The organism is Paraburkholderia sp. BL18I3N2 (genome assembly GCF_003001875.1).
GTDB classification, from domain to species: domain Bacteria; phylum Pseudomonadota; class Gammaproteobacteria; order Burkholderiales; family Burkholderiaceae; genus Paraburkholderia; species Paraburkholderia phytofirmans.
This window is the reverse complement of sequence record NZ_PVNC01000006.1, coordinates 322825-338406: the sequence shown is the minus strand read 5'-3', so window position 1 is coordinate 338406 and position 15582 is coordinate 322825. Positions and strand designations below refer to the sequence as shown.

Below are 15582 nucleotides of genomic sequence, written 5' to 3'. Positions count from 1 at the left end.
ATGAGCCAGCCGACCGCCCCGAGCGCCCTGTTCTTCCCCGGCGACGACCACGCCGTGCTGATGTTGCACGGCCTCTCGAGTTCGCCGCTCGAATTGCGTTTCCTCGCGCGCTTTCTGAACGCCGAAGGCTTCACCACCTGCGCGCCGTTGTTGCCCGGCTATAGCGCCGGTTCCGACGAAGCCGCGATGGAAACGTGGATCGAGGCCGCCGTGCGCGAGTACGACGCGCTGGCCGCCCGTTTCGCGCGCGTGTCGATCTGCGGCCTGTCGATCGGCGCGGCGTTGGCGCTCGCGCTGGCGCAGCGCCGGCCGCAGGCGCAGTCGCTCGTGCTGCTTTCGCTCACGCTCTCGTACGACGGCTGGGCGATGCCGTGGTATCGCTTCCTGCTCGACTGGGCGTACTACACGCCGCTGCGCAAACGCTGGCGCTATCGCGAAGCCGCGCCGTTCGGCCTGCGCAACGAAGCGCTCCGGGCAAAGATCGCCCGCGCCATGCAGCGCAGCGATTTCAGCGAAGTCGGGCCGTCGACGATCTCGTTGCCTGCGTTGCACGAAGCGAGCCGCCTCGCGTCGAATGTGCGCACGCTGGTGCGCGACATCAAGACCGATTGCCTGATCGTCCATGCCATCGACGATGAAACCTCGAGCCCGCGCAATGCCCGCTTCGTCGCCGGACAGATCGGCGCCGCCTTCTTACGCACGATCTGGCTGGATGATTCGTATCACATGATTACGTCGGACAACGAGCGCGAGATCGTCGCGCGCGAAACCGCGCTGTTTTTGCGCGAAAGCGAAGCCGCTCACAGCGGCGACGAAGGCGGCAAACAACCCGTCGTCTCGAAGGCGCTGGCGCGCCGCCTCCGGCAACTCGCGGCGCTCGGCAAGGAACGCGTATGACGGCGCGCAAACCTGTGAGGCCGACGCCGGCATCGTTGCTGCTCGCCGCGGCGCTGGGTCTTTCGGCGGCACCAGCCGCCCATGCCGACGACGCCGCTTCAAACGCGAATGCAGGTGCGGATGCCGGCACGAGCGCTGCCGCCGACAGCAAATGGAAGATCGGCGTCGGCCCCGGCGTCGTGATAACGCCGAAATATCCGGGCTCGCGGCAACTGAGCTACATCCCCTTCCCGGCGCTCGATATCTCTTACGACGACCGGTTCTTCTCGCAAGGCCCGGACGTGCTCGGCGTGAATGTGTTGCGTGGTCCCGCGTATCACGTGGGCGCCGCGCTGAGTTTCGATTTCCAGTTGCGCAAGGAGTCGGACGATCCGCGCCTGCATGGTCTCGGCGACGTGGACGGCGGCCCCAAGCTGAAGCTGTTCGCCGACTACACGTGGTGGGCATTCACCGGCTCGGTCGCGTTGTATCAGGACATCGCCGGACATCATCAAGGGACGACGGTCAGCACCGACGTGCTGGCGTCGGCGCCGGTGGGCGGCTGGCTGTTTTCAGTGGGTCCGGGTTTCACGTGGGCGAACGGCACGTATACGCGGACCTTCTTCGGCGTGTCGGACCAGCAAAGCGCCGCGTCGGGACTGCCCGCCTACAGCACGAGCGCGGGCGTGCGGGACATTCATATGAACGCGATGGTGACGTACGATTTTTCGCGCCACTGGAACGGTTCGGTCGCCGCGACCTTCGGGCGTCTTCAGCATGATGCCGCGAACAGCCCGATTACCGAAAAGCGCTTCGAAATCAATACGCTCGCTTCCGTGAACTACAAGTTCTAGGCTGGCCGCTTTCTCGCCTGCCGCGCGTGAGGTCATGCGCGACAGGCCATGCGAACGCTATTCGCCTGCCGTGAGATCGCCGGCATCGATGCCCAGTTCCGCCGCCATGCGGCGGACCACGGTCTGCAGCCGGCTCACTTCGTCGGCGAGACGCTTCTGTTCGGCCTTGACTGCTTCGAACGCGGACAACGGCACCGAGTCGTCTTCATCGCCCGGCTGCGCCAATTCGCTCACGCTCACTTCACCGCACAGCAGATGCATCCAGCGGTTCTCGCGCTCGCCCGGCACGCGGGCGAGTTTCACGACCCGTGGCGGGTCGTTGGCCGCGAGTTCGTCGAGAAACGCCTCGACCGATGAGATATCCGCGAAACCATGCAAACGCGCGCTGTTCAGGCGCAGTTCAGCCGCCGTTTGCGGACCGCGCAGCAGCAGGATGGTAAGCAACGCCGCCGACTGGCTCGGCAGCCCCAGCACGCGGTTCATGTTGTGCTCGAAGCGCGGCACGCGGCTGCTGCTGCCTTCCATCACGAGGCTCAGCCGCTTCAGGCCGTCGACAGCGGTCAGCACTTCGGCTTCCGTGGCGTTCATGACCGGCGCGCGGCCGGTTTTCTGGTTGCAGCCCAAGGTCAGCGCGTTCAGCGAAAGCGGATAACTGTCCGGTACCGTGTTTTGCTTCTCGACGAGCACGCCAAGCACGCGTCCTTCGAGCAAGGTCAGCGCGCGGATCGAAGGACGGGAAGAAGCGTCGGGAGTGGAATTCATAAGTGATGTCGCGGCAAATGCCGCCGGGTCTCGTGGATGAGGTGCCTTACCGTTGCACAGCCGGACGGCGTTTTCTGGTTTGTGGGCACTATCATAAACGGCCCAGGCCGCGCGAGTGTGCGAATCTCGGCTGCATCGTGGCGCGCGCGGTGCCGTCTGGCATGTCGCGTGCTGGCACAGGAAGTCCTTCATTCATGGAGTCAATCGATGGCACTACGCGGACAATCGGTGCTGCGCGTGAGCGCCCTTTCACTGGCGCTTGGCGCGGTGTGCCTGCTCGGCGCCTGCGCGCTCAGTCCTGCCGGCAAGAGCGGCAACGCGCATGTGCCCGAGCCCGCCAAGCCGGTCGACCTGAGCCGCTATCTCGGTCGATGGTACGAACTGGCGCGCTATGAAAACGGCTTCGAACGCGGTTGCGAAGCCGTCACTGCCGACTACGCCACGCGCGACGACGGCCTGATCGACGTCACCAACAGTTGCCATAAAGGCGGCGTGAATGGACCGCTCGACGTGTCGAAAGGCCGCGCGAAGGTGGTCGCCGGCTCGGAGAATAACAGGCTGAAGGTGTCGTTCTTCGGACCGTTCTTCTTCGGCAACTACTGGGTGCTCGATCACGCGGACGACTATAGCTGGTCGATCGTCGGCGAGCCGAGCGGCCGTTATCTATGGATTCTCACGCGCGCGGCCATTCCCGCTGCGAGCGTGAAGAACGCGCTGATCGAGCGGGTTCGCGCGCTCGGCTACGACACGTCGATGCTGCGCATGACCCGGCACGGGTAAGCCAGGCGCGCCGCTTCCGTCGAACCGCCCCACGTTTTTTCCTAGTTGACTGGTTTCCATATTCGAGATAATTTCCCGAATATGGAAACCACGCTCCCCGACGACAACGCTATCGACCGCCGCATCGCACAGCGGCTGCGAGCGTTGCGCGCCGAGCGCAACTGGTCGCTCGACGATCTCGCCAAACTCAGCGGCGTGAGCCGCGCGACCTTGTCACGCCTCGAAAACGCCGCCGTGAGCCCGACGGCGAGCGTGCTCGGCAAGCTCTGCGTGGCCTACGCCCTGCCGATGTCGCGCCTGATGCACATGGTCGAGGAAGACTTCGCGCCGCTGGTCCCACGTGCCGCCCAGCCGCTCTGGACCGACGCCAGCGTCGGCTTCCGGCGGCGCTCCGTGTCGCCGCCTGCGCAGGCGCTGAGCGGCGAGGCGCTCGAATGCGAACTCGACGCGAGCGTGCAGATCACCTACGACGCGTCGCCGCGGCCTGGGCTCGAACATCATCTGATCCTGCTCGACGGACAACTGCAAATCACCGTCGACGGCCAGAGCCACGACCTGCAACCGGGCGACTGCCTGCGCTATCAACTATTCGGCCCCAGCGCATTCGTGACGCCCGCACATAGCGGTGCCCGCTACCTTCTCTTCATCGTGTGAGCGAGAGCATGAGCGTGACTACCACCACTAACATCACCACCTTCACCGCCGACGACCTCGTGCGTCATCTTCCCGAACTCGGCGCGCTGCTGCGCGCCTGTGTGCATGACGGCGCCAGCGTCGGCTTCGTGATGCCGTGCGGCGTCGACGAGAGTGAAGCATTCTGGCGCGGCAAAGTCTTGTCTTCGCTGCGTGCCGGCGGTCTGGTGCTGTTGGTCGCGCGTCAAGGCAAGACGATCGCCGGCACCGTGCAACTCGATTACGACACGATGCCGAATCAGCGGCATCGCGCGGAGGTGCGCAAGCTGCTGGTCCATCCGGAGTTTCGCCGCCAGGGCATCGCGCGGGCGCTGATGACGGAAATCGAACGCCACGCGCATGGATTGCAGCGCAGCCTGCTCACGCTCGACACTCGCACCGGCGACCACGCGGAGCCGCTTTACGCGGATCTCGGTTATCGCACAGCGGGCGTGATCCCTGGATACGCTCGCGGCACGCACAACCATGAGTTCGACGCGACCACCATCATGTACAAGGCGCTATGAGCGTTTGGACCTCAAGCCGGCCGTGAATACTTGAACGTGCCCTGCGCGCTGGCGATCAGCAGCTTGCCGTCCACCCAGGCCTCGCCGCGCGAGAAGAAAATCGAACGGCCCGCGCGCTCCAGAAAACCCTTTGCGGTGATGGATTCGCCGAATCCCTTGTCGAGATAGTTGGTGGTCAGCGAGAGCGTGAAAGCATGCCGCGCCGGTGCGCCCGTTTCTGCGAAGAGTCCCGCATAGCCCGCCGCCGCATCGAGCAGCGTCGCGATCGCGCCGCCTTGCAGCACGCCCTGGCGATTGAGCTTGCTCGCATCGATCGGCATGAACAGTTCGGCGTAGCCATCGCGCCATTGCGTGAGACGAACGCCGAGCGATTCGAGAAACGGGTTGTCGATGGGAAAGTCGGACATGGGCTTGCAACTCAGCGACGCGAATCGAGCGCGATGCGCACCGCGAGTCCGGCGAGCACGGTGCCCATCAGCCAGCGCTGCACTTGCAGCCACACCGGCCGTCCGCCGAGAAACACGGCGATCGAGCCCGCCATGCTCGCGATCAGCGCGTTGACCGTCACGCTGATGACGATCTGCACGCAGCCAAGCGCGATAGACTGCGAGAGCACACTGCCGTGCCCCGGCGAAATGAACTGCGGCAGCAGCGACAGGTACATCACCGCGATCTTCGGATTCGCGAGGTTGGTGACGAGGCCCATGGTGAAGAGCTTGCGGCGGCTGTCGTGCGGCAGATCGCGGACCTGGAACGGCGAACGGCCACCCGGCTTGACCGCCTGCCATGCCAGATACAGCAGATAGAGCGCGCCGCCGAAGCGCAACGCGTCGTACGCGTACGGCACCGTCAACAGCAGCGCGGTGATGCCGAACGCGGCGCAGAACATGTAGAACACGAAGCCGAGCGCGACGCCGCCAAGCGATATGAGGCCCGCACGCCGCCCCTGGCACAGCGATCGCGAGATCAGATAGATCATGTTTGGACCGGGCGTGAGCACCATGCCGAGCGAGACCAGGCCGAAGGCGAGCAGCGTTGTGAAGGCGGGCACGGCATTCTCCTCAGTGAGCGGAAGTGGGGCAGTGGCGTCGAATATAGCCGATCCAGGCATTGGCCGTGCCTCGACATGCCTGCCGATGCCGGCTACAAAATCCCGTAGTTCTGCTAGTGTTCTCCCCTTACGTATCACCGCAGCGGAGAAACCCATGCCTCACGCCCGAGCAGAAAAACACAAGGCAGACAGCGCGCGTTTGAGCGACGCGCAGATCGCCGCGGAGGCGACCCGGCGTCTCGCCTGGGACGCCGCAGTCCCCGAACACGCCGTGAAAGTCCACGTCTCGCGCGGTCGCATCACACTGCGTGGCGAGCTGCAACGCGATCAGCAACGCACCGCGGCGCTCGAAGACGTGACACGCCTGTTCGGTGTAACCGGCGTATCGGATCACACTGTCGTCAAGCCTGAATGAAAGTCAGGCCTTCGTTGCCTGGCGCAATAGCGTGCGGCAATGCCGCGCGATCTGCTTTTCCTCTTCAGTGTGAATCGCTCTCACCTTGCCGGCCGGATCGCTTTCCGTCAGCCCCATGAAAGCAAGCCCGTCGCACACGCGCCTGCGAATCTCCTGGCTGTGTTCGCCGATGCCGCCGGTAAACACGAGCAAGTCGATTCCGCCCAGCAACGCCGCATAACCGCCGATCGTCTTGCGCACGGCGGTCGCAAACGCATCGAGCGCCAGCGACGCATTCGCATCGCCCGCCGCGGCGCGTTTTTCCAGCGCTTGCATATCGCTTTCGCCGTCCGCGTAACCGGCGAGACCGCTCTGGCGATTCAGCAGCGTCTCCAATGCGCCGGCATCGAGCTTCTCCACGCGCATCAGATACAGCAGCACGCCCGGATCGAGATCGCCGCTGCGCGTGCCCATCGGCACGCCGCCGGTCGGCGTCAAGCCCATCGACGTATCGATCGATCTGCCGTCGCGCAATGCGCACACGCTCGAACCGTTGCCGAGATGTGCGAACACCGCGCGCGCCGGCAAGTCGGCGCCGAGCCGCGTTACCAGCGATTCGTACGAGAGCCCATGAAAGCCGTAGCGCATCACGCCGGCCTCCGCGTAACGGCGCGGCAACGCAAGATGCGCGGCGCGCGGCGGCAGCGTCGCGTGGAACGCCGTGTCGAAACACGCGAAGTGCGGCGCGTCGTCGAAAATCTTTTCGGCCTCGTCGATTAACGCAAGCGCCGGCGGAATATGCAGCGGCGCGAAGTGCAGGGCCTCGTGCAATTGACGGCGCACGTCGGCGGTAATGCGCTGGTGCGTGCGCAAATGCGGTCCGCCATGCACCACCCGATGCCCCACCGCCGCAGGCCGGGCATCGTGCTGTTCTTTCAGCACCTGCGCGAGCTTTTGCAACGCGTCGATCTGCGATTCGAGCACGCGCTCCTGCTGCAGCAGCACGCGGCCATCGGGCGCCTTGATCCGCAAACTGCCGTCGTCGCGCCCAATGCCTTCGGCACTGCCTTCCAGCAGCAGGGATTCGTCATCGTCCGCGTGCCTGAATAGTCCGAACTTTAGCGACGAGGAACCGCTGTTCAGCACCAGAATCGTTCGATCGTCAGCGCTGTTTTCAGTTTGCATGGTCATGCCTCGCTCAGCCTTTCCACGTCCAGTTGCGGATTTCTTCCTTATCGATGCCCTCGGCGTGCGCATAAGCCAGATGCTCGATGATCTGGCCACGCAGCCATTCCTTCGCATGGTCGCCGACACCGCGCAGCTTCGGCACACGATCGATCACGTCGATCGCCAGCGAAAAACGGTCGACCTGATTGATGATCGCCAACTCCAGCGGCGTGTTGATGTTGCCCTTCTCGTGATAGCCGTGCACATGCAGGTTGTCGTGGTTGGTGCGGTTATAGGTCAGCTTGTGCACCAGCGAAGCATACGAGTGGAAGTTGAAAATCACCGGCTTGTCAGCGGTGAACAACGAATCGAAATCGCGGCTGGACAGGCCGTGCGGATGCGCATGCTCGGGCATCAGGCGAAACAGGTCGACAACATTGACGAAGCGGATCTTCAGGTCGGCGAACTGCTCCTTCAGAATCTGCACGGCGGCGAGCGCCTCCATGGTCGGGATATCGCCCGCGCAGGCCATCACCACGTCGGGCTCGGCGCCTTGATCCGTCGACGCCCAGTCCCAGATGCCGATGCCCTTGGTGCAATGCGTGACGGCCGCGTCCATGTCGAGATACTGCAGATGCGGCTGCTTGTCGGCGACGATCACGTTGACGTAATCGCGCGAACGCAGGCAGTGATCGGCGACGCTCAGCAGGCAGTTCGCGTCCGGCGGCAGATAAATGCGCACCACGTCCGGGCTTTTATTCGTGACGACATCCAGAAAGCCGGGGTCCTGGTGCGTGAAGCCGTTGTGATCCTGACGCCAGACGAGCGATGTGATCAGCAGGTTGATCGACGGCACCGGCTGGCGCCAGCCGAGATCGCGTTTGGCTTTCTCCAGCCACTTGGCGTGCTGGTTGAACATGGAGTCGATCACGTGGACGAACGCTTCGTACGTGGCGAACAGGCCATGGCGGCCGGTCAGCACGTAGCCTTCGAACCAGCCTTCGAGCGTGTGCTCGCTGAGCATTTCCATCACGCGGCCGTCTACCGCGAGTTCGCCGCCGTCCACGTCGCTCGGCACGGTTTGCGCGAGCCAGGTTTTTTCCGACGCCTCATAGATCGCGGTCAGCTTGTTGCTCGAAGTCTCATCGGGGCCGAACACGCGGAAGTTCGTCATGTTGTTGCGCATCACGTCGCGCAGGAACTTGCCGAGCACCTCGGTCGGCGATGTGTACGAGCCGGCTGGTTTTTTCACCGCCACTGCGTAATCGCGAAACGGCGGCATGGCGAGCGTCTTGCAAAGCACACCGCCGTTCGCATGCGGATTGGCGCTGATGCGGCGCGCGCCTTCGGGCGCAAGTTCGCGCAGTTCTTTCACGAGGCGCCCTGCTTCGTCGAACAGCGTTTCGGGCTCGTAACTGCGCAGCCAGTTCTCGACCAGCTTCAGGCTCTTGCTATTCGTCACCGGATCGAGCACGGGCACCTGGTGCGCGCGCCACGAGCCTTCCACCTTGTGTCCGTCGACCTCCTTCGGGCCGGTCCAGCCTTTGGGCGAACGCAGCACGATCATCGGCCAGCGCGGCCGCGACGCGTCGTTGCTCTCACGCGCATGCTGCTGGATCGCGCGGATTTCGCCGATGCATTGCTCCAACGTCGCGGCCATCTGCTGGTGCATGATGGCGGGATCATCGCCTTCGACGAAATACGGTTTGTGTCCGTAGCCGGTCAACAAGGCTTCGAGTTCTTCACGGGGAATGCGCGCGAGAATGGTCGGATTGGCGATCTTGTAGCCGTTCAGATGCAGCACCGGCAACACCGCGCCGTCGCGGATCGGATTCAGGAACTTGTTCGAGTGCCACGAGGTGGCGAGCGGACCGGTCTCCGCTTCGCCGTCGCCGATCATCACCGCGACGATCAGATCGGGATTGTCGAACGCGGCGCCGTAGCCGTGCGAGAGGCTATAGCCAAGTTCGCCGCCTTCGTGAATCGAGCCCGGCGTCTCCGGCGTGCAATGCGAACCGATGCCGCCCGGAAACGAGAACTGCCGGAAGAAGCGCTCCATGCCGGCTACGTCCTGACTGCGGTCGGGATAGATTTCCGAGTAGTGGCCTTCAAGATAACAATTGGCCAGCGTGGCCGGTGCGCCATGACCGGGACCGGCTACGTAGATCACATTCAGATCGAGCTTTTTGATCAGCCGGTTCAGATGCACGAGCAGGAAACTCTGCCCCGGGTCCGAACCCCAGTGGCCCAGCAGGCGGTTCTTGATGTGTTCGGGCTTCAGCGGTTCGCGCAGCAGCGGATTGTCGCGCAGATAGATCATGCCGGCCGAGAGGTAGTTGCAGGCCCGCCAGTAGCGATCCATATTGCGCAACGTGTCGGCGTCTAAAGTTTGCGGCGGCGTGGGATGGGAGGTTGCTTCAGCCATGGTGTCACTCCTTGAAAAGGACTGTCAGGCAGGTTGGCGAATGCGGCAATGGTGGTTCGTGACGCGGCCGGCGTGAAAGAATCAGCAACGCCGGCCATCCTGTCACGCGAACGACACAAGAAAAGCGTACGGGTAGCGTCCCGTGTTGGCGGCGGGCGTGAGCGCCCTTATGCGGTGAGCCTCAGTGTGACAGGAAGCGCGCCGCATGGTTCGACGCAATCGCCCAAACCTTGATCCAACTGCGACTTCGCGACTTCGCGACAACCGCAAGCGTCGGCCTCACGCTGCATGCGCCAGACTTTAAGCGCATATTAAGTGAATGCCTTTATGCTCCCCTTCATGCTCCTCATGCCGCAGGCGCGACCGCGAACCGCATCAGGCGTATCCCGCCTTGCTCACCTCTTACCCGAACGCTCAATCATGCCGACACCCAGCCGCGTCAAAGCGCCGTTGATCCTCGTTCTGACCTTCGTGTTCCTGTGCGCGGGTGTCGCCATCCTGCTCGGCGTGTTCGGCTTGCTGGTCAAGCTGTTCGGCCACGCCTGAGTGCCGCTGCGTGGGCGTCGCCGGCGCGAAATGTGTATCCTGAGCAATCTTCCCGGCGCCTTCACACAGGGTCTCCTGCCTTCCCGAGACCCGGAACGCCCGGCTTCATTGCAAGGAGTTTCCATTGACGGACCACGCTGATACTTCCCCGACCTCCGGCCAGCCGATCGATCCGGAGTTGCTCGAACTGGCGCATCAGGTTTTCGACCTTGCGCGGAGCGGCGATGCCGCCATGCTTGCGGCAGTGATCGAAAAAGGCGTGCCGCCGAATCTGCGCAACGACAAAGGCGACAGCCTCGTCATGCTCGCCAGCTACCACGGTCACGCGGACGCCGTGCGCACGCTGCTCGAACGCGGAGCCGATCCGAATCTGCGTAACGACAACGGACAGACACCGATTGCGGGAGCGGCGTTCAAGGGCTTCGACAAGGTGATCGCAACCTTGCTCGCGCATGGCGCGGATGTGGAAGGCGCGTCACCGGACGGACGCACCGCGTTGATGATCGCGGCGATGTTCAATCGCATAGCGATCATGGAGTTGCTGATAGCGCATGGCGCGGACCCGAAGGCTCGCGACGCGAACGGCGTGACGGCAATGGATGCCGCGGGCCGCATGGGCGCCGGCGATGCCCAAGCGCGCCTGAAGGAACTCGGTTCATAAAGCGAACCGTCATTGGCACGCGGCGCTCCCGCATCTTCCTATGCGTGTCACGCACATGGAGATGCGCAACACGCCGCGAACCGCTAGCCTTTCTCCGCCAACAAAGACTCCACGTCGATCTCCGCCAGCTCGCCGATCCGCTCCACCGTCACGTCCGCCGGTGGATTACTGGCGATCTCTTTCGGATCGAACGCATAATGCCCCTGGCGGGGAAACACCGTCGTCAGTTTTGCGCCCCACGCCTTTTTCATCGCCGTGAGAATGCGCAGCTTGTCGTCGACCATCACATAGTGGCGCGCGGGATAACACTCCATCACCTGGTCGAGCATCAGCTCTTTGTGGATGTAGATCAGCACGCGCCCTTCGACTTCGTCCCACAGCCCCGAGCGGGCGATCTTGCGCGGCTGGAACACCACGTCGCCGTCGGAGAGGATGACCGTGGGGCCGCGCTTGCCCACATGATCAAGCGCATCCAGCGCGCCCGGATACAGGCGGTTCGCAAACGGATACTCGATCAGGAACGACGACATCAACAGCAAGCGCGTATCCCGTGGACGCTCCGAGCGATACCGCTGCAACGCGCCCAGGTAGTCGGCATAGCCGAGCTCGGCGCGCAGGTTCTCGAAGATTTCCCAGTACCGCGCGCTGTTCTCCGCGCCGAACTCGCGCATCATGTGCGCGCGCAGATCCGCGAGCACATGGTCGTTGTCCAGCAAGGTGTTGTCGCAGTCGAACAGAAACACGACGTCGTGCGGCGTAGAGGTAGTGGCTGGCATCGCGGCTCCCTGAAATCAGCTTTTCGGCTTATCGGACGGCGTGGCCGCTTTCTCGGCGTGGCCACCGAAATCATTGCGCATGGCCGAGAGCACCCGGTTCGCGAAATCCGCCTCACCGCGCGAACTGAAACGCGCAAACAGCGCGGCGCTCAGCACCGGCGTAGGCACACCCTCGTCGATGGCGGCCGCCACGGTCCAGCGCCCCTCGCCCGAATCGGATACGCGCCCTGCGTAGTTCTTCAGATCGGCGTCGCTAACGAGCGACCCGGCGATCAGATCGAGCAGCCAGGAACTGATCACGCTGCCGCGCCGCCAGACCTCGGTGACGTCGGCGAGATTCAGATCGTACTGGTACAACTCGGGCCGGCGCAGCGGCGAGGTTTCGGCGTCGGCCTCGCGCGCGTGCTTGCCGGCGTCGGCGTGATGCAGAATGTTCAAGCCCTCGGCATACGCGGCCATCATGCCGTACTCGATACCGTTGTGAACCATCTTGACGAAGTGCCCCGCACCCTGCGGCCCGCAATGCAGGAAGCCCTGATCCGCGGTGCTCGAGCCGGCGACACGCCCCGGCGTGACCGGCTCGGAGCCGGCACCCGGCGCGAGCGTCGCGAAGATCGGTTCGAGCCGCTTCACGATCTCCGGCTCGCCGCCGATCATCAGGCAGTAGCCGCGCTCGCGGCCCGCCACGCCGCCGCTCGTGCCGACGTCCACATAGTGAAGCTTGCGCTCGGCCAGCTCGGTGCCGCGGCGGATGTCGTCGTGGTAATAGGAGTTGCCGCCGTCGATCACGATGTCGCCCGGCTCCAGCAAGGGCACGAGTTTCTCCAGCGTCGTGTCGACCACGGCGGCCGGCACCATCAGCCACACGGCGCGCGGCTTGTCGAGCTGCGCGACGAGGTCTTCCAGCGACGCCGCGCCCGCCACGCCGTCCTGCTTCAGCTTCTCGACCGCCGCTGGCTGCACGTCGTAGGCGATACACTGCTGACCGCCCTTCGTCAGACGCCGCACCATGTCGGCGCCCATGCGTCCCAATCCAATCATGCCTAGCTGCATATCTCGCTCCGGAAAGTGCCTCGTTGCGCTGCTGGATGTGCTTCGACGATTTGCTTCGTTCTGTTGCGGCTCTGCTGCGTTTTCGCTGGGCGCTTCAGTCGCGGCGCCAGGGATCGCGCGTGACTACGCTCACTGTAGTGGTGTTTTTTCGCGTGCGCCGGACACACGGTAGCAGCCCTGAAGCGCTCTTGCAGCGAAGCGGGCAGCGCCGCATGCATCGAAAGACGATACGCCCTTTTGCAGAGGTTTTGCGCGGCGTAAAGTTTCTCGCGGTTGCAGTCGCGCTGGATTGCCGGGCGAGGCGCTCGCGCAGGCTTCGATCCGGCTGACTGCCTTCTTACAGTTCCACTCGCCGTGGCAGCCGTTGCAGCCGCCGCGTCTAACGCTGTCGCTCCCGCTGTCTGGCCTGGAGCTTGCCATATTGCGAACGCGCAAAGCGCTTCACGGCTTTCCACATCAACGGATAGCGATATCCCGGCACGGCGAACAGCACCAGCGCGCACAGCGCCAGCAAGCCGCAGAACAGAAACGTGCCGCGATAGCTGAACGCCTGCACCAGCAAACCCGACAACACGCCCGAGAGAATCGAGCCGACGCGCGCCGCGTTGAAGAACAGCGCGGTGGCGCGGCCCGGCGCGTGCGGCATCAGGTCCTGCACATAGGTCATGCCGAGACACGAAGTCACGGCGACCACGAAGGCGTTGAGCATCTGCATCGGGATCAGCACGTGGACGCCCCCGGCCAGCGACATGCCGACGAAATACACCGCGTGCACCGCGGCGCAGGCGGCCAGCCAATTGGGCTTGTGCAGCGCCGACGACTTCGCGCCGAGCGCGAGCATCATCGGAATCTCCATCAAGGCGCCGAGGCCGAGCATGATCGACACGTCCAGATGCGTGCCGTTCAGCCCGTGCACGATATAGAGCGGCAGCACGATCATGGTCGCGTTCGCGGCGAGGCCGAGCAACGTGAGCGCGGCAACCGCGCGGCCGATGTCGTTGGCCGAGGCGACACCCGGCAGATCCTCGTGCGCCTCTTCGCCCGGCGTGGTGAGCGGCGGTACGGTGATCGAGGCCGACGGCTCCGACGCGGTGTCTTCCACCGTGTGATCGCCCAGATGGCCTTGCGGCTCGCGCATGCGCCAGACGATCGTCGCGCACGCGCCGAAACTGGCCGCGGCGAACAGGAAAAGCCCGTAAAAGCTGCTGGCGGCGAGCACCAGCGCGCCCACCGACGGCCCAAACACCCACGCCGCCGACAGAATGGTCCGCAAGGTCGCGCTGGCGAACACGCGCTCCGCCGGGTCCGCGACCGGCAAGGCCGCGCGGCTGAACGAGAACACCATCGAAATGGCCGAGCCGCCCGCGCCGATAAAAACGATGCCGACCACCAGCAGCAGCCGGTAATCACGCACCACGCATAAACACAGATAGCCGAGCGCCGCGGCGATCAGCGCGGCCAGCAGCAAAGGCCGGTGCCGTCCGCTCGCGTCGCTCCAGCGGCCCGCGAAGGTGCTGGCGAGCACCCCGCTCGCCGCGATCAGCGTCATGAACACGCCGAGCCTGAACGGCGTCATGCCGGCGCGCTCGACGCCGAACAGGGAGAGATAGGGAGCGGTGAACGACATCGCCACACCGAGCATGAGCGTCGCGGCGGCGAGCGGCTTGAAGCCGGGAATGCGCAGTAGATCGAAAAAACGTGAGGTCTTTAACACGAGGGGCGGTGGGTCAGGGAAAGCGAGCCTGCGACGCGCGATGCACGCCGCACACTTCGTGGCCGGAACGACCGGGGCATTATCGGCTTAGCTCGCGGGCGCGTAAACCGGCGCCACCGCATCCCAAAATTGCAGACCATACGGTTGCCGCGCGGCTGACGGTGGGGAGCACGCTACTTGCCGTCCGTTGCGCGCATTTGCTGCGCTTGCGCCTTGTAGTCGTAGGTCGGATAAAACTCGGTGCGATAGCCGCCCCATGCGGTTGTTTCGATCGCCCGGTTGACTTCGCGCAGACGGCTCGCGGGCACGCGCAGCGTGACCACCTGCCCGATGCCCATCATCACGTACCACGACACCACTTCGATGCCGGGCGGCGGAAAGGTCTTGAAGAAACCTTGTGCGCGCAACTGGTCGTTGATCTTCGGCAGCGGCTTGGACTCGTCGTGACGCAGGAAGATGGTGAGCAGGAAGGTGTCGTCTGGAGCCGACGCTGCCGGTGCGGACGCTGCCGCCGCGGTGGCGCTCGACGCGCCGGGTGAGCCGGTCATGCCGGCGCCTGGCGCTGCACTCGGGTCCGCGCCATATGCAAGCGGCGCAATGCCAAGCGACACGGCCAGCGCTGCGCCGGCCAGGTTGCGGCGCAGCAGGCCGGACAACATCGTGCAACGGCGTGGAGCAAGTGCATTGGGCATGGGATGCCTCCATGACGCGGGGGGAAATATGTCTGACGGCGCGCGCTTCGGTTTCTTTGTTTCGTTTCGTTTCCGTGCATGCGCGCGCGGCGTTGGGCAAGCAATATCCACTCCCGCGCGACACTGCCGACGCGCGTTACAGCACGACGTAACCGCGTTTCTCCAACGTCCAGCGGTGCCACTGATTGCCATACATACCGCAAGCGATACCGAACAGCACCGACAGCACGAGTCCGATCAGGTCGGCAGTTTCGCCCCATAGACCCGAGCAGAAAAGCAGCAGGTTGATCGCCAGCATGACGAAAGCAGCAAACCACATCTTCTTCGACAACGCCCACACGAAACCCAGCAGACACGCGCCCCAACTGAAGCCAGTGGCCACCGCGACGGTTTCGTCCTTGCCGGGATATCGCAGATAAATCTTTTCGCCCATTTCTTCCCTTTCCTACCTCGATGATTCGCCGCACGTCGGCGACACCCGGACGAATGTTTAACACGCCATGCCGGCAAGAATATGAGTTTGCGTGAAATTCACACCGCCGCGCTTCGAGCCGCGCCGCGCCGCGCGTTCGGGCGAAGCCACGCTCACTGACGATCCCGCGCATAGCTGCTACTCTTGGCAAATCCACCCG

Annotated in this window: 18 protein-coding genes; 8 read left to right on the top strand and 10 right to left on the bottom strand. The window is 64.1% G+C overall.

Annotation, left to right across the window (positions count from 1 at the left end; genetic code table 11):
- Both B0G75_RS19295 and B0G75_RS19290 read left to right on the top strand, forming a co-directional pair.
- Complete coding sequence (locus tag B0G75_RS19295; RefSeq protein ID WP_106308830.1) at positions 1-897, top strand: carboxylesterase; 897 nt, start codon at positions 1-3, stop codon at positions 895-897.
- On the top strand, positions 894-1730 hold the full coding sequence (locus B0G75_RS19290; RefSeq protein WP_181309301.1) for a MipA/OmpV family protein: 837 nt from the start codon (positions 894-896) through the stop codon (positions 1728-1730). The genes B0G75_RS19295 and B0G75_RS19290 overlap by 4 nt, the downstream gene beginning before the upstream one ends.
- Before the next feature lie 57 nt (positions 1731-1787).
- On the opposite strand, the gene B0G75_RS19285 is transcribed toward B0G75_RS19290, so the two are convergent.
- Entirely contained in the window at positions 1788-2492 is a 705-nt protein-coding gene (locus tag B0G75_RS19285) for a YceH family protein (protein ID WP_106308827.1), read from the bottom strand.
- Positions 2493-2699: 207 nt separating this feature from the next.
- Between B0G75_RS19285 and B0G75_RS19280 the strand changes: the two genes are divergently transcribed.
- From B0G75_RS19280 to B0G75_RS19270, 3 genes are all read left to right on the top strand, one after another.
- Positions 2700-3272, top strand: coding sequence for a lipocalin family protein (locus tag B0G75_RS19280; RefSeq protein WP_106308824.1), 573 nt, complete (start codon positions 2700-2702; stop codon positions 3270-3272).
- Between the two features lie 81 nt (positions 3273-3353).
- The gene (locus B0G75_RS19275) at positions 3354-3926 is read left to right on the top strand and encodes a helix-turn-helix domain-containing protein (protein ID WP_106308821.1); all 573 of its coding nucleotides are present in this window, start codon (positions 3354-3356) and stop codon (positions 3924-3926) included.
- Between the two features lie 8 nt (positions 3927-3934).
- On the top strand, positions 3935-4471 hold the full coding sequence (locus tag B0G75_RS19270; protein ID WP_106308818.1) for a GNAT family N-acetyltransferase: 537 nt from the start codon (positions 3935-3937) through the stop codon (positions 4469-4471).
- Between the two features lie 11 nt (positions 4472-4482).
- Here B0G75_RS19270 and B0G75_RS19265 read toward each other — a convergent pair whose 3' ends face one another.
- Together B0G75_RS19265 and B0G75_RS19260 are read right to left on the bottom strand one after the other, a co-directional pair.
- Complete coding sequence (locus B0G75_RS19265; protein WP_106308816.1) at positions 4483-4878, bottom strand: PaaI family thioesterase; 396 nt, start codon at positions 4876-4878, stop codon at positions 4483-4485.
- 11 nt (positions 4879-4889) lie between these two features.
- Positions 4890-5522 (bottom strand): LysE family translocator, encoded by a 633-nt coding sequence (locus B0G75_RS19260; protein WP_106308813.1) that lies wholly within the window; start codon positions 5520-5522, stop codon positions 4890-4892.
- Positions 5523-5676: 154 nt separating this feature from the next.
- On the opposite strand from B0G75_RS19260, the gene B0G75_RS19255 reads away from it, so the two are divergent.
- Positions 5677-5937, top strand: a complete 261-nt coding sequence (locus B0G75_RS19255) for a BON domain-containing protein (protein WP_106308810.1) — start codon at positions 5677-5679, stop codon at positions 5935-5937.
- A 3-nt stretch (positions 5938-5940) separates the two neighbouring features.
- Here B0G75_RS19255 and B0G75_RS19250 read toward each other — a convergent pair whose 3' ends face one another.
- Positions 5941-7101: an acetate/propionate family kinase gene (locus B0G75_RS19250; RefSeq protein WP_106309170.1), complete on the bottom strand. Its 1161-nt coding sequence runs from the start codon at positions 7099-7101 to the stop codon at positions 5941-5943.
- Positions 7102-7114: 13 nt separating this feature from the next.
- Positions 7115-9508 (bottom strand): phosphoketolase, encoded by a 2394-nt coding sequence (locus B0G75_RS19245; protein ID WP_106308807.1) that lies wholly within the window; start codon positions 9506-9508, stop codon positions 7115-7117.
- A gap of 420 nt (positions 9509-9928) precedes the next feature.
- On the opposite strand from B0G75_RS19245, the gene B0G75_RS41390 reads away from it, so the two are divergent.
- On the top strand, positions 9929-10054 hold the full coding sequence (locus B0G75_RS41390) for a hypothetical protein (protein ID WP_258194565.1): 126 nt from the start codon (positions 9929-9931) through the stop codon (positions 10052-10054).
- A 124-nt stretch (positions 10055-10178) separates the two neighbouring features.
- Positions 10179-10715 (top strand): ankyrin repeat domain-containing protein, encoded by a 537-nt coding sequence (locus tag B0G75_RS19240; RefSeq protein WP_106308804.1) that lies wholly within the window; start codon positions 10179-10181, stop codon positions 10713-10715.
- A gap of 83 nt (positions 10716-10798) precedes the next feature.
- Here the strand turns inward: B0G75_RS19240 and B0G75_RS19235 are convergent, their stop codons facing one another.
- From B0G75_RS19235 to B0G75_RS19215, 5 genes are all read right to left on the bottom strand, one after another.
- On the bottom strand, positions 10799-11491 hold the full coding sequence (locus B0G75_RS19235; protein WP_106308801.1) for an HAD family hydrolase: 693 nt from the start codon (positions 11489-11491) through the stop codon (positions 10799-10801).
- A gap of 15 nt (positions 11492-11506) precedes the next feature.
- Positions 11507-12658 carry a phosphogluconate dehydrogenase (NAD(+)-dependent, decarboxylating) gene (gene gnd / locus B0G75_RS19230; RefSeq protein ID WP_258194575.1) on the bottom strand — a complete coding sequence of 384 codons (1152 nt, stop codon included), beginning with the start codon at positions 12656-12658 and terminating at the stop codon, positions 11507-11509.
- A gap of 265 nt (positions 12659-12923) precedes the next feature.
- A complete protein-coding gene (locus tag B0G75_RS19225) occupies positions 12924-14258 on the bottom strand; it encodes a sugar efflux transporter (RefSeq protein ID WP_106308795.1) in 1335 nt (444 codons plus the stop codon).
- Between the two features lie 173 nt (positions 14259-14431).
- The gene (locus tag B0G75_RS19220) at positions 14432-14950 is read right to left on the bottom strand and encodes a hypothetical protein (protein WP_106308792.1); all 519 of its coding nucleotides are present in this window, start codon (positions 14948-14950) and stop codon (positions 14432-14434) included.
- A gap of 136 nt (positions 14951-15086) precedes the next feature.
- A complete protein-coding gene (locus tag B0G75_RS19215; protein WP_012427147.1) occupies positions 15087-15383 on the bottom strand; it encodes a DUF2628 domain-containing protein in 297 nt (98 codons plus the stop codon).
- Between the last annotated feature and the right edge of the window lie 199 nt (positions 15384-15582).

Coding starts and splice junctions, on each gene's coding strand:
- B0G75_RS19295 (WP_106308830.1), top strand. CDS start 1: ATGAGCCAGCCGACCGCCCCGAGCGCCCTGTTCTTCCCCGGCGACGAC.
- B0G75_RS19290 (WP_181309301.1), top strand. CDS start 894: ATGACGGCGCGCAAACCTGTGAGGCCGACGCCGGCATCGTTGCTGCTC.
- B0G75_RS19285 (WP_106308827.1), bottom strand. CDS start 2,492: ATGAATTCCACTCCCGACGCTTCTTCCCGTCCTTCGATCCGCGCGCTG.
- B0G75_RS19280 (WP_106308824.1), top strand. CDS start 2,700: ATGGCACTACGCGGACAATCGGTGCTGCGCGTGAGCGCCCTTTCACTG.
- B0G75_RS19275 (WP_106308821.1), top strand. CDS start 3,354: ATGGAAACCACGCTCCCCGACGACAACGCTATCGACCGCCGCATCGCA.
- B0G75_RS19270 (WP_106308818.1), top strand. CDS start 3,935: ATGAGCGTGACTACCACCACTAACATCACCACCTTCACCGCCGACGAC.
- B0G75_RS19265 (WP_106308816.1), bottom strand. CDS start 4,878: ATGTCCGACTTTCCCATCGACAACCCGTTTCTCGAATCGCTCGGCGTT.
- B0G75_RS19255 (WP_106308810.1), top strand. CDS start 5,677: ATGCCTCACGCCCGAGCAGAAAAACACAAGGCAGACAGCGCGCGTTTG.
- B0G75_RS19250 (WP_106309170.1), bottom strand. CDS start 7,101: ATGCAAACTGAAAACAGCGCTGACGATCGAACGATTCTGGTGCTGAAC.
- B0G75_RS19245 (WP_106308807.1), bottom strand. CDS start 9,508: ATGGCTGAAGCAACCTCCCATCCCACGCCGCCGCAAACTTTAGACGCC.
- B0G75_RS41390 (WP_258194565.1), top strand. CDS start 9,929: ATGCCGACACCCAGCCGCGTCAAAGCGCCGTTGATCCTCGTTCTGACC.
- B0G75_RS19235 (WP_106308801.1), bottom strand. CDS start 11,491: ATGCCAGCCACTACCTCTACGCCGCACGACGTCGTGTTTCTGTTCGAC.
- B0G75_RS19220 (WP_106308792.1), bottom strand. CDS start 14,950: ATGCCCAATGCACTTGCTCCACGCCGTTGCACGATGTTGTCCGGCCTG.
- B0G75_RS19215 (WP_012427147.1), bottom strand. CDS start 15,383: ATGGGCGAAAAGATTTATCTGCGATATCCCGGCAAGGACGAAACCGTC.